Below are 13,355 nucleotides of genomic sequence, written 5' to 3' on the forward strand. Positions count from 1 at the left end.
GCGACGCCCGGCTGCGCGCTGTCGTGGAGCTCGCGCAGGCGATGGCCGCCGCGCCCACCCCGCTCGAGAGCGTCGAGGCCGCGGCGGAGGGCGCGCGCCGCGCGCTGGACGGGACGTTCGCCGCGATCTCGGTGTGGGAGCGGGAGCGCGGCCGGCTGCGGGTGCTGGTGAACGTGGGCGAGCTCGCAGAGGGGGAAGAGCGGTTCCCCGGTGACGAGTCGTATCCCGTGGACGTCTTTCCCGAGATCACGGAGTTCCTGCACGAGCGGTGGGTGGGCGGGCAGCCGCACGCCTGGGTGGAGACGGCTCGGGGGGACGAGGAAGGAAGGGTCGCCGCGCTGCGGCGGCGCGGGCGCGGTTGCTGCGTCGTCGCGCCGATCGTGCTGCACGGGCGGGCGTGGGGTGAACTGTACGTCGCGCGCCCGGTGCGGGCGCCGCTCTTCGGGCCCGGCGACGCGGACTTCGCGACGGTGCTGGCGGCGGTGGCGGCGTCCGGCATCGCGCAGACCGAGCGGCTGGAGGAGGTCCGGCGGCTGGCGTTCACCGACCCGCTGACGGGTCTGGCCAACCGGCGGGCGGTCGACGCCCGGCTGGACGAGGCGGTGGAACGGCACCTGGGGGAAGGTGCTGTCGTCAGTCTGCTGGTGTGTGATCTCAACGGGCTGAAGAAGGTCAACGACACGTTGGGGCACGCGGTCGGGGACCGGTTGCTGGAGCGGTTCGGGTCGGTGCTGTCGCGGTGCGGGGCGAAGCTGCCGGGGGCGCTGGCGGCGCGGCTGGGGGGCGACGAGTTCTGTCTGCTGTCGGTGGGGCCGACGGCGGACGAGGTGGTGCGGGTCGCGGACGAACTGTGCCGGCGGGCGGGGGAGTTGGAGCTGGGGGAGGGGGTGGCCTGCGGGGTCGCCTCCACGGGGGACCCGATCGGGGCGGTGAGCTCGGCACGCCGGCTGTTCCGGCTGGCGGACGCGGCGCAGTACCGGGCGAAGGCGGCGCGTTCGACGAAGCCGGTGGTGGCGGGGCGGGACGGGGGGCGCGCGGACCCGGTCGTGCGGATGGCGGACCGGCCGCCGCGCCCACTGGCCGCGGAACGCCGCCGGTTCCGGGGCCGGGGCGGGGTGGACGGGCCTTTGCGGGGCTGACCGTCGCGTCACTACCCCGTGGCTGCGGTTCCGGGCAATCGGGCGGGCGGGCGGGCGAAATCCCGCGCCGAAGGCGCGGGCACCCCCACCGGCGGGCAGCCCGGCATGGATCGTCACCCCGTGGCGTTACACGAGTACAAAGTCGACTAGTGACAGGTAGCGATTCAGTCTCTAGGGTGCCTGAATATGGATATGCACACTGTGGTGGTGGAGACGTCCGGCACGACCGCGGAAGACGTGATCGCCGTCGCCCGCGACGGCGCCCGCGTCGTCGTGTCGGAGGAAGCCCTCGCCGCCGTCGCCGCCGCGCGGCAGGTGATCGACGATCTGGCCGCCAAGCCGGACCCGGTGTACGGCGTCTCGACCGGCTTCGGCGCCCTCGCCGTGCGGCACATCAGCCCCGACCAGCGGGCCCAGCTCCAGCGCAACATCGTCCGCTCGCACGCCGCCGGCATGGGCCCGCGCGTTGAGCGCGAGGTCGTGCGGGCGCTGATGTTCCTGCGCCTGAAGACGCTCGCCTCCGGGCACACGGGCGTACGCCCGCTCGTCGTGGAGACCATGGCCGCCATCCTCAACGCGGGTATCACGCCCGTGGTGCACGAGTACGGCTCGCTCGGCTGCTCCGGCGACCTCGCGCCGCTCTCGCACTGCGCGCTCACGCTGATGGGCGAGGGCGACGCCGAGGGGCCCGACGGTGTGGTGCGCCCGGCGGCACAGCTGCTCGCCGAGCACCGGATCGAGCCCGTGGAGCTGCGGGAGAAGGAGGGGCTCGCGCTGCTCAACGGCACCGACGGCATGCTCGGCATGCTCGTCATGGCCTGCGCGGACCTCTCCCGTCTGATCACCTCGGCCGACATCACCGCCGCGCTGTCCCTGGAGGCGCTGCTCGGCTCGGAGAAGGTGCTGGCCCCCGAGCTCCACACCATCCGCCCCCACCCGGGGCAGGGCGAGAGCGCCGCGAACATGGCGGCGGTGCTGGCCGGTTCCGGGCTCACCGGGCACCACCAGGACGACGCGCCGCGCGTCCAGGACGCGTACTCGATCCGCTGCGCCCCGCAGGTCGCCGGGGCGGGCCGGGACACCCTGGCCCACGCCCGGCTGGTGGCGGACCGCGAGCTGGCCGCCGCGGTCGACAACCCCGTGGTGCTGAGGGACGGCCGTGTGGAGTCCAACGGCAATTTCCATGGCGCGCCCGTGGCTTATGTCCTTGATTTCCTTGCGATCGCCGCTGCTGACCTTGCTTCCATCGCCGAGCGCCGGACGGACCGGCTGCTGGACAAGAACCGGTCGCACGGGCTGCCGGCCTTCCTCGCCGGGGACGCCGGGGTGGACTCGGGGCTGATGATCGCCCAGTACACCCAGGCCGCGCTGGTCAGCGAGATGAAGCGGCTGGCGGTCCCGGCGTCGGTGGACTCGATCCCGTCCTCCGCGATGCAGGAGGACCACGTCTCCATGGGCTGGTCGGCGGCGCGCAAGCTGCGGACGGCCGTGGCGGCGCTCGGCCGGGTCATCGCCGTGGAGCTGGTCGCCGCGACGCGGGCGATCGAGCTGCGGGAGGGCATGGAGCCGTCCCCGGCCTCGCGGGCGGTGCTGAAGGCCGTGCGCGCGGCGGGCGTGGAAGGGCCGGGCGGGGACCGGTTCCTGGCGCCGGACCTGGCGGCCGCCGAGGCGTTCGTCCGGGCCGGGGAGCTCGTCGCGGCGGTGGAGCCGGTGACGGGCCCGCTGGCCTGACGGGTACGGGCCCGGGCCTGACGGGTACGGGCCCGCCGGCCTGGCCTGACGGGCGGGTTGCGTCAGCGGGCTGCGTCAGCGGGCGGTGGTGCGCGACCTGCGGGCGGCGCCCGTGACCAGCGCACCGCCCGCGGCGACGAACGCTATGCCACCGAAGAGATACGGAGTGGTGTCCACGCTCCCGCTGGCCGCCAGCTCCTGGGCGGCCGCGGGAGCCGACGCCGCGACGGCGTCCTGCTGCTTCCCGGGACGCTCGGGCGTAGCGTTGGCAGTGGGGACGAACCACAGCGCGCACAGCACCGTGCCGGCGGCGACGGCGGTCAGCAGCGGGCGACGTGTGGTCACGGGATGAATCCCCCTGGCGACGACGGAGTTTGGCGGTCGTGAGCTGTGGCGCGTCCCGACTGACACGATGTTAGTGACACCGGCGGTCGGTGGGGAAGCCATGGGGCACCGACGGTCTGGTAGCAGGGCTTTCGTCCTTTATCAAGACCCCGGTTGCGGCCCCCGTCGCCCCAGGGGCTTTACTGGCGTGGTCTTTCCCACAGTTTGCCGATGAGTGGAACCGGCCCAAACGGTGCAGGCGTTCCCTTATGTAGTAGCCGGGATACGTGTAGCCCCACGAGCCCCACGATCGGCTCGGGGGATTCCGGGGTCCAGGAGCAATGGAGAAGCGTGTGATGACGTACGGCAAGCGCCGCAAGGGCCTGGTGGCCGCGGCCGCTGTGCTCGGCGGGGTGCTGACCCTGGCCGCCTGTGGCGGCGACGGCGACGACGCCAAGGGCGGCGGTGACGCCAAGGGGAAGTCTCAGGGCCAGGTCGACGCGGCGGCGGCCAAGGACGCCTCCAAGGCGCAGATCAAGATCACGCCCAAGGGCGGCACCAACAACGCCGGCATCACGACCGACGCGGTGTCCGTCACCGTCAGTGACGGCGAGCTCACCAGCGTCAAGATGACGACGGACAAGGGCACCCCCGTCGAGGGTTCAATATCTTCGGACAAGAAGTCCTGGAAGCCGAACAAGCAGCTCGAGCGTTCGACCAAGTACAAGATCGTCGCTGAGGCGAAGGACTCCAAGGACCGCAAGGCCACCGAGAACTCCTCCTTCTCCACCGTCTCTCCCGACAACAGCTTCATCGGCTCCTTCACACCGGAGGACGGCTCCACGGTCGGCGTCGGCATGCCCGTGTCGATCAACTTCGACAAGCCGATCAAGAACCGGAAGGACGTCCAGTCCCACCTGGAGGTCACCAGCACCAGCGGCCAGAAGGTCGTCGGCCACTGGTTCGGCGACCAGCGCATCGACTTCCGGCCGCAGGAGTACTGGAAGGCCAACTCCGAGGTCACGCTGAAGATGGACCTCGACGGCGTCGAGGGCGGCCCGAACATCAAGGGCGTCCAGAAGAAGACCATCAAGTTCAAGATCGGCCGTGCCCAGGTCGCCACCGTCGACGTCAAGACCCACCAGATGACGGTGGTCCGGGACGGTCAGACCATCAAGACCATCCCGATCTCGGCGGGCAGCCCCGAGAACAAGACGTACAACGGCAAGATGGTGATCTCGGAGAAGTTCGTCGAGACCCGTATGGACGGCTCGACGGTGGGCTTCTCCAAGTCCGACGGCAAGGGCGAGTACGACATCAAGGACGTGCCGCACGCCATGCGGCTGTCCACGTCGGGCACGTTCATCCACGGCAACTACTGGGGCAGCGGCATCTTCGGCGTCTCCAACACCAGCCACGGCTGCGTGGGCCTGGAGGACAAGCAGGGCGCCAACGACCCGAACACCCCGGGTGCGTGGTTCTACAACAACTCCATCATCGGTGACGTCGTCGACGTCAAGAACTCCGGTGACCGCACCATCTCCCCGGACAACGGCCTCAACGGCTGGAACATGGACTGGGCGCAGTGGGTCGCGGGCAGCGCGACCGGCGCGTGAGCGTCCGGCTCCACTGAGAGCGAGCTGAAGGGGCCTTCCCGGCGGATCCGTCCGCCGGGAAGGCCCCTTTGCCGTCGGTGCGCGTCGTTGGTGCGCGGACGGGGTCGTGGAAATCCGAACGACAGCGCGGAGCTCACGTCGTAGCGTGCGCGGAATGAGCGAATTGCTGTATCTGAGCGATCGTCCGTCCGAGAGCGAGATCGACGGCTGGCATGCCGTCATGGCCGCCGCGCACGCCCATGACCTGCCCGCCGTGCCGGGGCCCGGGCGGGTGGAGACGGCCGGGGTGCTGTGTGTGACGGACGACGACAGCCGGTACGTACGGCTGGCGGTGCCGGCGGTGCCGGCGGTGCCGGAGGCGTCGGCTGTGCCGGGGGAGGGCGGGGCGTACGCGGGGGTCGTCTCGCTGCGGCTGTTCGACGACGAGGGGAACCGGAGGACGGCCTGGGTCGAGCACCTCGCCGTCCGGCCGGAGCTGCGGAACCGGGGCATCGGGACGCGCCTGTGGCAGGAGGTGCGGGCGATTCTGGAGCGGGAGCAGCGGACCGCGGTGGGCGTCCAGGTCGAGATCGGTGGCGCGGGCGAGAAGTTCGCGCTCGCGCACGGTTTCGCCTGCGCCATTCCGCTGGTGATGTATGTGCAGGATGTGCAAGATGTGCTGGGGGAGTCGGCGGAGGCGAGTCTGCCGGAGGGGTATCGCTTCGTCGAGTGGGACGGCGTCGTGCCCGACGAGTTCGCCGCCCCCTTCGCGGCCGTCCGCGACGCCATGTCCGACAGCCCCTGGGGCGACTTCGAGGAGGAACGGCCGAGCTGGGACGCCGCGCGGTCCCGGGCCTTCCAGCAGCTCGTCGTCGACCGCGGCGGGGAGATGCTCACGGTCGTCGCGGTCGCCCCCGACGGCTCGTTCGCCGGCTACACCGAGCTGGTGCGGCGCTCCCCGGACGGCGCGCGGGCCGTGCAGTACGGCACCGCCGTGGCCGCCGCCCACCGCGGGCTCGGCCTGGGCCGGGCGGTCAAGCTGCGGATGCTGCGGCTCGTGGGTGAGGGACGGATGGGCGAGGGGCGGATGCCCGTACGGGAGATCGTCACGGGCGTCTCCGACGACAACGGCCCCATGCGTGCCGTGAACAAGCTGCTGGGCTACCGGCCCGAGCGCTCGGTGGGGGTCTTCCAGGCCAGGCTCTGACCCCGGGCGTGTGCCCTGCCTGCGGGGATGCGGGAAGATGGGATTCCACTCCGGCGCACCCCCGGCGCCCGGGCCCCCGAGGAAGCGAGCCCCCCACCGTGCACAGCACCGAGTCGCCCCTGGAAACCGTCGCCGCGGCCGTACGGGGGCTGCGGGCGGTGCACGGGGACGATCTCGACGACGCCGTCTACGCCGCCGCCTCCGCCCTGGCCGCCGCCCCCGCCGGCTGGGAGGCCATCAGCGGCGCGGTCGTCCGGCACGGCTCCGCGACGGTGCGGCGGGCCTGGGAGTACGGCTGGCAGCCCGCCGACGTCGTCCGGCTCGTACGGCGCGAACTGCCCGCCGCCGAGACCCGGTTCGCCGTCGCCCTCATCGCCGCCGAGGGCAGGCGCTACGCGCCGGAGACGCTCGACGCCCGCTGGGTCGCCCAGCTGAAGGAGCTCGACGCGCGCGCCTGGTGGGAGACGGACGACACCTTCCTCGACGGCTTCGCCGAGCGCGAGCGGCTGAGCCGTTTCGAGACCGCCGTCCGCGCCCTGGGCACGCTGCGGCTGATCGACGGGCTGCCGAGGATCGGCGGCGTCGGCCCGCTGCCCGGCACCGGTGGGCACGTCCGCGCGGCCGCCGAGGCCGCCCCGCCCAAGATGCTCGGCCGGGTGCGCGCGCTGCTGGCCAAGGCGGAGTCGACGCTGTTCCCGGAGGAGGCGGAGGCCCTGTCGGCCAAGGCCCAGGAGCTCATGGCCCGGCACTCCATAGACGAGGCCCTCCTCGCCGCCGGCGCGGCCGCCGCCGGGGACGGGCCGGGCGCCTGCCGGATAGGGGTCGAGGGCCCGTACGAATCCGCCAAGGCCCTGCTCCTGGACGCGGTGGCCGCCGCCAACCACTGCCAGGCGGTGTGGTCCAGCGAGTACGGCTTCTCCACCGTCGTCGGCTTCGACGCCGACCTGGAGCTGGTCGAGCTCCTCTACACCTCCCTCCTCGTCCAGGCCACCTCCGCCATGGGCCGCGCCGCCGACGACCTCCCCCGTAGCCTTAAGGGCACGGGAGGTACCCCCACCGCCCGCGGCCGCTCCCGCCGCACCCGCGATTTCCGGGAGTCCTTCCTGATCGCCTACGCGGGCCGCATCGGCGACCGGCTGTCCTCGGCCGTCCGCGACGTGGCCGCCGAGGAGACCCGCCCCGAGGTGCTGCCCGTACTGGCCGCCCGGGACGTGGCGGTCGGCGAGACCGCCGGGCGGCTCTTCCCCGAGACCACCTCGCACCGCCTCAAGGGCCGCGACGCCGAAGGCTGGGCCCGCGGCACCGAGGCCGCCGACGCGGCCCGCCTGACGGGCGGCCGGAGCCGCGTTCCGTAAGGGGCGCGGGAACTGTGACGGTGCGCCCCGTAAGGGGCGCGGGGCAGTATCGATATGCGGCTCCGCCGCGTGGGCGCGACCAGCCCCCACCGGCCCGCAGGTGACCGGACCGGACGCGCTCCGAGGGGCTACCGCCCGCCCGCCGGCGTGAAATACGCCCCCGGCGGCACCCCCACCCCCCGCCGGAACGCCGCCACGAACGCGCTCGGCGACCCGTACCCCACCCGCCGCGCCACCGCGGAAACCGTCGCCCCCGCCGCGAGCAGCGGCATCGCCGCCTCCAGCCGCAACTGCGTCCGCCACCGTCCGTACGACATCCCCGTACCTTCCGCGAAGGCCCGCGCCAGCGTCCGCGCGCTCGCGCCCACCAGCGCGCCCCACTGCGCGAGCGTGCGCCCGTCCGACGGATCCGCGCGCAGGGCCTCCGCCACCCGCCGCGCCCGGGGGTCGGCGGGCATCGGCGCCCTGACCGTCGTCACCGACACGGGACGCAACTGGTCCAGCAGGACGTCCTCCGCACGCTGCCGCGCCCCCGTGTCGAGGCCCTCCTGCGACAGATGCCCGATCAGCTCCCGTAACAGCCCGGAGACCGCGATGACTTGCGGCGTCCTCCAGCCGAACGGACAGCGGTCCGGCCAGAAGTACAGACTTCGCATCAGTGCGGCGCACGTGGCGCCCGTGGCGTGCGGGACGCCCGCCGGGATCCACAGTGCGACGGTCGACGGCAGCACCCACGTACGGCCCGCGGCGCGCACGGCCAGGACGCCGCGGGGCGCCCACGCCAGCTGATGGGCGCTGTGCCGGTGGACGTCGAACCACTCGTCCTCGCCGAGCGTGAAGCTCCCGACGGCTATGGCACTGCCGGTGGGGGCGACGACATAGCCGGCGGTCTGTCCTTTTGGCGACATGACTTGGCCTCCTGGCCCGTATACGACACGGTCACCTGATTCCTAGCCTCGTCGCATGCCGATGAATCTCATTCACCGCCGTCTGTGCAGTTCCGAGAAGTGGTCCCGGGCCGTGGAGGACCGTCTGCTGCCATGGGCCCTGGACGGAGTGCCGCTCGGGCCCGACGCCCTGGAGATCGGGCCGGGTTACGGGGCCACCACGCGCGTCCTGCTGCGCGGGGAGGGCGTGACAGGGCTGAGCGTCGTCGAGGTCGACGCGGGCTACGCGGCCGGGCTGCGCCGGGAGTTCGGCGACCGGGCCGAGGTCGTGCACGGCGACGGCACCGCCCTGCCCTGGCCAGACGGCCGCTTCGACTCGGTCGTCTGCTTCACCATGCTCCACCACGTCCCCTCGCCCGCCCGCCAGGACGCCCTCTTCGCCGAGGCACACCGCGTGCTGCGCCCGGGCGGCGTCTTCGCCGGCTGCGACTCGCTGAGCAACTGGCGCTTCCGGCTGATCCACTGGGGCGACACCTGCGTGCCGGTGCCGCCCGCGACACTGGAGACGCGGCTGAGGGCGGCGGGGTTCGCGAAGGCGACGGTGGAAGTGGGGACGGGAAGCTTCCGTTTCCGGTCGGTACGGGCGGGGTGAGGACGGTGACGGCCGGCCTGCCGTCCGCACGGGGGTCGGACGGCGCGGCCGCACCTGGCCACCCGGAAATCGATTAGGCGGAATCAGACAGTCCTGCAATCATCACGTGGCTCGAATCCGACCACTCAAGGAGCAGGTACACACCCGCGTGGACATGACGACGACCTTCCAGCTGACCCGGCGCGAACTGCAGTCGGCCACCCGCAAGAGCGGGATCATGATCCCGGTATACGGTGCCCTCGTCCTCGGGATCATGATGAGCACCCTCTTCGGAGCGTCGGGGACGAGGGTCGTCCCCACGGTCGTGACCTGCGTCCTGGGCGTGGCGGCAGTCGAGTTCGGCATCCGGCGGTCCATCAAGCGGAGCGCGTCGCTCATCGACACCCCGTGGACGGTGCGGATCACCGAGCGGGGTTTCGGCCTGACCACCGGCGTCAGCCACTCGGAGGTCGACTGGTCCGCGTACGCGCGCGTCACGTCCAAGGCCGGCTTCTGGTACCTGCGCCAGCCCAACCGGGCGGCGGTGATCCTCCCGCAGCGCGCCTTCACCGAGGCCCAGCGGGCGGAGCTGACCGCGTTCTTCGCGGCCCGCTTCCCCGCGGGCAAGCGGGCCGGCTGACCGTTCGTACGATCGCTGTTGTACCGCCTCCGTTTCCGCTCCGGCCCGGCATTCGTGGAATCATGTGCCGGAGCGGCGTCGTGAGACTTCGTGAGGCTAGTAACGCGGCAGGTTCTCCGTGGAGATGGTCCAATCGCCGATCGTGACGTCCTCCCCGTAGACGAAGTCCTTCCGGATCGCGTAGCGAGGGCCGGACGGGGTCCGGTGGATGCCGGAGAAGACGGCTCCTTCGCCCTTGCGAGGATCGAAGATCGCGTATACCGGGATTCCGAGCAGGGGGTAGTCCCGCATCTTGCCCACCCAGTCGTTGTCCGGGTTGGACCGGGAGACGACTTCGACGGCGGCGATGACGGTGCGCGGGTCGAAGGACCCTTCGACTTCCATGTCCGCTTCGGCGATCACCATGATGTCCGGATGGCGCATCACGCCTTCGTGGACGTCCTCCACGTCGGGCGTTCCGGTGTGAGCCAGCAGATCGTCCGGCATGACCTTCTCGAGACGGCGGCTGATGCGTGCCGCTGTCAGTTCGTGAGGTCCCCCCGGCGACATCATGTCGTGAACGATCCCTTCCCTCGTGATCTCCAGTTTGCCGGGCACGCTCTCCTGTATCTGCTCGACGACGTCTCGCATCGCCTGGTAGTGGAAGACGCCACACCCTGTGTGGTCCGGGGCGATCGTCATGACGCTCGCTCCTCTCTGCTACGGCGGCCCTGCGGTTCGGCCGGAGATACCGGAATTCATGCTAGCGCCGTGCACCGGGACACCGCGTTTTTCGCGGGCCTGGCCGAACGGCATCGAGCGCCTGCCTCCGCCCGCAGCTTCCGGGCCGGGGAGGCCGGGTCGTAGCCGGGCCCTGTGTCCTGCCGCCCGCCGACAGGGGGCGTCGATCGTCCACGAGGGCGTGCTGAGATCATCCCCCGGTGACATCCAGCACCACCACAGCCCGCTTCGCCGGTGACTTCGAGGCCCATCTCACCGTGCGCGCCGCCGGGCCCGCGACCGTGGACGCGCTCGAGCGGTACGCGGCCCGCCATGGCATGAAGTGCGCGCACATCGTGCTGGACCGGGGCAGGACGCCCAGCCAGCCGATGCTCACCCTGCGCGGCTCCGGGCGGCTGCCCGTGGTGCGGGAGGCGGTGGAGGACGCGGCGCGCGGGGTGCGGAGGGCCGGGTTCGCGGTCGTCCGGACGAAGATCGAGGCGACCCCGTGGGCGGAGGGCGTGCCCGGCACCGACGCGGAAGCCGCGGCCCTCGGGGCGCGGTACTACTTCGAACACCACGTGAAACTCCTGCTCACCCCAGGCACGGACACCTCCTCCCTCACGGCGCTCGCCGAGGCCCATGGCGCGCACCTCTCCCGCAACGCCCGCCGGGTGCGGGCGGACGGCCGTGCCGAACGGTTCGTCACCCAGCGGTGCCGCCTGGTGGGCCGCCCGACGGCGGAGGAACGGCTGGACGTGCTGCTGGCCGCGCTGCGCGACGCCGGGTACGACATGGCCTCCAGTGAACGGGAGTTCGTCGTGCACGACAGTGACGAGTCGGTCGACGACGGCTGGATCAACGAGCAGAACACTGAGGACGTGGACGCATGACGACGACCCCCTGGGAGCAGTTCTCGTACGGACCGTGGGAGGCGACGACCGTCGTCCCCCAGCTCCCGCCCGACGAGGCCACCCGGCAGGAGAAGGACCTGCCGGCGACGCTGCGCCCGGTGCCCGGCGAGGGCGTCGTGCAGCACCCCGTGTACGACCCGGCGGCCAACCACCACGTCCTGGGCATGCGGCTGAGCGAGCCCCGGTTCACGGACCCGGAGCGGGGCGAGGCCTGGTTCACGGCCCGGCGCCACGCCCTGGACCACGTGCTCGCGGCGGTCGCGGGCTCCCCGTGGGCGGAGCACCTGGTGCTGCGCGGCAGCGTGCTGCTCAAGGCGTGGTTCGGCGACGCTGCCCGGGAGCCCGGTGACCTGGACTTCGTCGTCGTCCCCGACACCTGGCGACTGGAGGACGACCGTACGGACGCCATGCTCGACGGCATCGCCCGCGCCGCCGAGGCCGCCTCACGCGCGTCCGGCGGCTCCGTCCGCATCGACGCGGCGGGCGCGGTCAGCGACGAGATATGGACGTACGACCGGGTGCCGGGCCGCCGGCTCGTCCTGCCCTGGACGGCCGGGGCAGATCTGCCTCCGGGCACCGTCCAGCTCGACTTCGTCTTCAACGAGACGCTGCCCGCCCCGCCCGTCCTCACCGGGATCCCGCCCCTCGGCGGTGGCACGGGCGGACCCGTCTCCCTCATGGCGGCGAGCCCGGAACTCTCCCTCGTGTGGAAGATCCTGTGGCTGGTGAGCGACATGCACCCCGAGGCCAAGGATCTCTACGACGCGGTCCTCCTCGCGGAGAGCGTGACCGTGCCGTACGAACTGCTGAAGCACGTCCTCACGGAAGCGGGGGAGTGGTCCGGCCTCTCCTACATCCTCGGCGAGGCCGGCGAGGTCGACTGGCCCGAGTTCGAGAAGGACTACCCGGACGACACGGAGACCGGCGGCGGCTATCTGCTGCGCCTCGTCGTCGCCCTGTCCCGGGGCTACGTGCCGGACGAGGCCGACGCGTACGCCCGGCTGGCCGTCGCCTTCGAGGACGTCACGGCCGTCCTGCGCGAGGAGCACGCGGCGGGCGGCATGGAGGCCGTCGAGTCGTGGTTCGCCCACCGCGTGGTGTCCAGCATCTGTGCCCTGATCACCGTCCGCGAGCTGCTGGGCCGCTCCGAGTGCACCCTGCGCGAGGCGGCGGACGTGGTGGTGTCCTTCCGCGACCGGCGCCACGGTCGGGACGACCGCCCGGCTGTCACCCCGTACCACGGCGACCCGCGCGACCTGGCGGCGCGGCTGGAGGAGATGGGGTAGCCGGCCGGCGCTCCCCGAGTCAGGCCCGGGCGCGCAGGGCGAACATCAGCGGGATCCTGGGCTCGCCCTCCGGCAGCCGCCACCAGCCGCATTCGTCCCGCTCCATGGAGGCGAACCGCTGCCAGGGCAGCAGATCGGTCTCCCGCAGGAGGTCCACGGTCAGCCCCGCGCCGGTGACGGCGGTGACGACCTCGCCGATCCCGTGCCGCCACTCGAAGCTCGTCGTCGCCTCGCGCAGCGGCGGGCCGTCGGTGTACGTGTGGGGGCTGTCGCTGCGGACCGGGCCGCGCCCGCCCAAGTAGTCGTGCGCGAGCAGCAGATCGTGCTCCCCGGGCCTGGCCACCGGGCCGAGCGCGTTGAGCAGCGGATGGAACTCCACCACGTACAGCACGCCGCCCGGGCGCAGCAGATCACGGACCACCTCCGCCCAGGCGGCCAGGTCCGGCAGGTAGCACAGGGCGCCCTTGCCGGTGTAGACCACGTCGAACCGCCGCCCGCCGAGCGCCTCGACGGCCCGGTGCACATCGGCCCGGACGAACTCCACCTCGCGGCCCGCCTCCTCCGCGAGCCGCCGTGCCTGCGCCACGGCCTCCCCGGAGAAGTCCAGCCCGACCGTGTGCTCCGCGCCCCGGGCGGGGAACGCCTGGGTCTCGGTGCCCAGATGGCACTGGAGGTGCAGCACCCGCCGCCCGGGGAGGGTGCCCAGGTCCTCCCACTCGAAGGGGGCGAACCAGTCCTCGGGGGAGCGGGAGCCGTCCAGCCCGTAGAAGGCGCTGGCCACGTGCACGGGGGTACGGGCGTCCCAGTTGCGCCGGTTGGCGCGCAGCATCTCTTCCTCGGTCGTCATGGGGCCGTTCTACCGTTCAACCGCTCGACCGGGCGAGAACATCACCGGTCCGCTAGTGACAAAAACGTATCCGTGTTCTTCGATGTGCGTGACCGTTCCA

General features: G+C 72.3%; 13 protein-coding genes. 9 read left to right on the plus strand and 4 right to left on the minus strand.

Annotation, left to right across the window (positions count from 1 at the left end; all coding sequences use genetic code 11):
- Window positions 1–41: 41 nt before the first annotated feature.
- Both ACFYZR_RS05720 and hutH read left to right on the plus strand, forming a co-directional pair.
- Window positions 42–1,139 (plus strand): diguanylate cyclase domain-containing protein, encoded by a 1,098-nt coding sequence (locus ACFYZR_RS05720; protein ID WP_391906041.1) that lies wholly within the window; start codon window positions 42–44, stop codon window positions 1,137–1,139.
- Window positions 1,140–1,325: 186 nt separating this feature from the next.
- Window positions 1,326–2,870: a histidine ammonia-lyase gene (gene hutH, locus ACFYZR_RS05725; protein ID WP_391905468.1), complete on the plus strand. Its 1,545-nt coding sequence runs from the start codon at window positions 1,326–1,328 to the stop codon at window positions 2,868–2,870.
- A 75-nt stretch (window positions 2,871–2,945) separates the two neighbouring features.
- Here the strand turns inward: hutH and ACFYZR_RS05730 are convergent, their stop codons facing one another.
- Window positions 2,946–3,215 carry a hypothetical protein gene (locus ACFYZR_RS05730; RefSeq protein ID WP_391905471.1) on the minus strand — a complete coding sequence of 90 codons (270 nt, stop codon included), beginning with the start codon at window positions 3,213–3,215 and terminating at the stop codon, window positions 2,946–2,948.
- Window positions 3,216–3,535: 320 nt separating this feature from the next.
- Here ACFYZR_RS05730 and ACFYZR_RS05735 point away from each other — a divergent pair, with 320 nt between their 5' ends.
- The 3 genes from ACFYZR_RS05735 to ACFYZR_RS05745 all read left to right on the plus strand — a co-directional run bounded on the left by ACFYZR_RS05735 (window position 3,536) and on the right by ACFYZR_RS05745 (window position 7,351).
- Window positions 3,536–4,810, plus strand: a complete 1,275-nt coding sequence (locus ACFYZR_RS05735; RefSeq protein WP_391905474.1) for an Ig-like domain-containing protein — start codon at window positions 3,536–3,538, stop codon at window positions 4,808–4,810.
- A 154-nt stretch (window positions 4,811–4,964) separates the two neighbouring features.
- The gene (locus ACFYZR_RS05740) at window positions 4,965–5,996 is read left to right on the plus strand and encodes a GNAT family N-acetyltransferase (RefSeq protein ID WP_391905477.1); all 1,032 of its coding nucleotides are present in this window, start codon (window positions 4,965–4,967) and stop codon (window positions 5,994–5,996) included.
- A 98-nt stretch (window positions 5,997–6,094) separates the two neighbouring features.
- A complete protein-coding gene (locus ACFYZR_RS05745) occupies window positions 6,095–7,351 on the plus strand; it encodes a DUF2786 domain-containing protein (protein ID WP_391905479.1) in 1,257 nt (418 codons plus the stop codon).
- A 128-nt stretch (window positions 7,352–7,479) separates the two neighbouring features.
- On the opposite strand, the gene ACFYZR_RS05750 is transcribed toward ACFYZR_RS05745, so the two are convergent.
- On the minus strand, window positions 7,480–8,259 hold the full coding sequence (locus ACFYZR_RS05750) for an AraC family transcriptional regulator (protein WP_391905482.1): 780 nt from the start codon (window positions 8,257–8,259) through the stop codon (window positions 7,480–7,482).
- A 55-nt stretch (window positions 8,260–8,314) separates the two neighbouring features.
- Between ACFYZR_RS05750 and ACFYZR_RS05755 the strand changes: the two genes are divergently transcribed.
- Both ACFYZR_RS05755 and ACFYZR_RS05760 read left to right on the plus strand, forming a co-directional pair.
- Window positions 8,315–8,890, plus strand: coding sequence for a class I SAM-dependent methyltransferase (locus ACFYZR_RS05755; RefSeq protein ID WP_391905484.1), 576 nt, complete (start codon window positions 8,315–8,317; stop codon window positions 8,888–8,890).
- 154 nt (window positions 8,891–9,044) lie between these two features.
- Window positions 9,045–9,509 carry a YcxB family protein gene (locus ACFYZR_RS05760; protein WP_391905488.1) on the plus strand — a complete coding sequence of 155 codons (465 nt, stop codon included), beginning with the start codon at window positions 9,045–9,047 and terminating at the stop codon, window positions 9,507–9,509.
- A 96-nt stretch (window positions 9,510–9,605) separates the two neighbouring features.
- Here ACFYZR_RS05760 and ACFYZR_RS05765 read toward each other — a convergent pair whose 3' ends face one another.
- Window positions 9,606–10,190, minus strand: coding sequence for a Uma2 family endonuclease (locus ACFYZR_RS05765; RefSeq protein ID WP_391905491.1), 585 nt, complete (start codon window positions 10,188–10,190; stop codon window positions 9,606–9,608).
- Between the two features lie 239 nt (window positions 10,191–10,429).
- On the opposite strand from ACFYZR_RS05765, the gene ACFYZR_RS05770 reads away from it, so the two are divergent.
- Both ACFYZR_RS05770 and ACFYZR_RS05775 read left to right on the plus strand, forming a co-directional pair.
- Entirely contained in the window at window positions 10,430–11,101 is a 672-nt protein-coding gene (locus tag ACFYZR_RS05770; RefSeq protein ID WP_391905493.1) for a hypothetical protein, read from the plus strand.
- Window positions 11,098–12,408 (plus strand): nucleotidyl transferase AbiEii/AbiGii toxin family protein, encoded by a 1,311-nt coding sequence (locus ACFYZR_RS05775; RefSeq protein WP_391905496.1) that lies wholly within the window; start codon window positions 11,098–11,100, stop codon window positions 12,406–12,408. Before ACFYZR_RS05770 ends, ACFYZR_RS05775 begins: the two co-directional genes overlap by 4 nt.
- Before the next feature lie 19 nt (window positions 12,409–12,427).
- Here the strand turns inward: ACFYZR_RS05775 and ACFYZR_RS05780 are convergent, their stop codons facing one another.
- Complete coding sequence (locus ACFYZR_RS05780) at window positions 12,428–13,255, minus strand: class I SAM-dependent methyltransferase (protein ID WP_391905499.1); 828 nt, start codon at window positions 13,253–13,255, stop codon at window positions 12,428–12,430.
- Window positions 13,256–13,355 lie beyond the last annotated feature (100 nt).

Source organism: Streptomyces sp. NPDC001678 (assembly GCF_042892945.1).
In the GTDB taxonomy this organism is placed as follows: Bacteria; Actinomycetota; Actinomycetes; order Streptomycetales; family Streptomycetaceae; genus Streptomyces.

What these genes read in the sequence shown, in the direction of transcription:
- ACFYZR_RS05735 (WP_391905474.1), top strand. Translation starts at nt 3,536, where the DNA reads ATGGAGAAGCGTGTGATGACGTACGGCAAGCGCCGCAAGGGCCTGGTG.
- ACFYZR_RS05775 (WP_391905496.1), top strand. Translation starts at nt 11,098, where the DNA reads ATGACGACGACCCCCTGGGAGCAGTTCTCGTACGGACCGTGGGAGGCG.
- ACFYZR_RS05755 (WP_391905484.1), top strand. Translation starts at nt 8,315, where the DNA reads ATGCCGATGAATCTCATTCACCGCCGTCTGTGCAGTTCCGAGAAGTGG.
- ACFYZR_RS05780 (WP_391905499.1), bottom strand. Translation starts at nt 13,255, where the DNA reads ATGACGACCGAGGAAGAGATGCTGCGCGCCAACCGGCGCAACTGGGAC.
- ACFYZR_RS05720 (WP_391906041.1), top strand. Translation starts at nt 42, where the DNA reads ATGGCCGCCGCGCCCACCCCGCTCGAGAGCGTCGAGGCCGCGGCGGAG.
- ACFYZR_RS05750 (WP_391905482.1), bottom strand. Translation starts at nt 8,259, where the DNA reads ATGTCGCCAAAAGGACAGACCGCCGGCTATGTCGTCGCCCCCACCGGC.
- ACFYZR_RS05765 (WP_391905491.1), bottom strand. Translation starts at nt 10,190, where the DNA reads ATGACGATCGCCCCGGACCACACAGGGTGTGGCGTCTTCCACTACCAG.
- hutH (WP_391905468.1), top strand. Translation starts at nt 1,326, where the DNA reads ATGGATATGCACACTGTGGTGGTGGAGACGTCCGGCACGACCGCGGAA.
- ACFYZR_RS05760 (WP_391905488.1), top strand. Translation starts at nt 9,045, where the DNA reads ATGACGACGACCTTCCAGCTGACCCGGCGCGAACTGCAGTCGGCCACC.
- ACFYZR_RS05740 (WP_391905477.1), top strand. Translation starts at nt 4,965, where the DNA reads ATGAGCGAATTGCTGTATCTGAGCGATCGTCCGTCCGAGAGCGAGATC.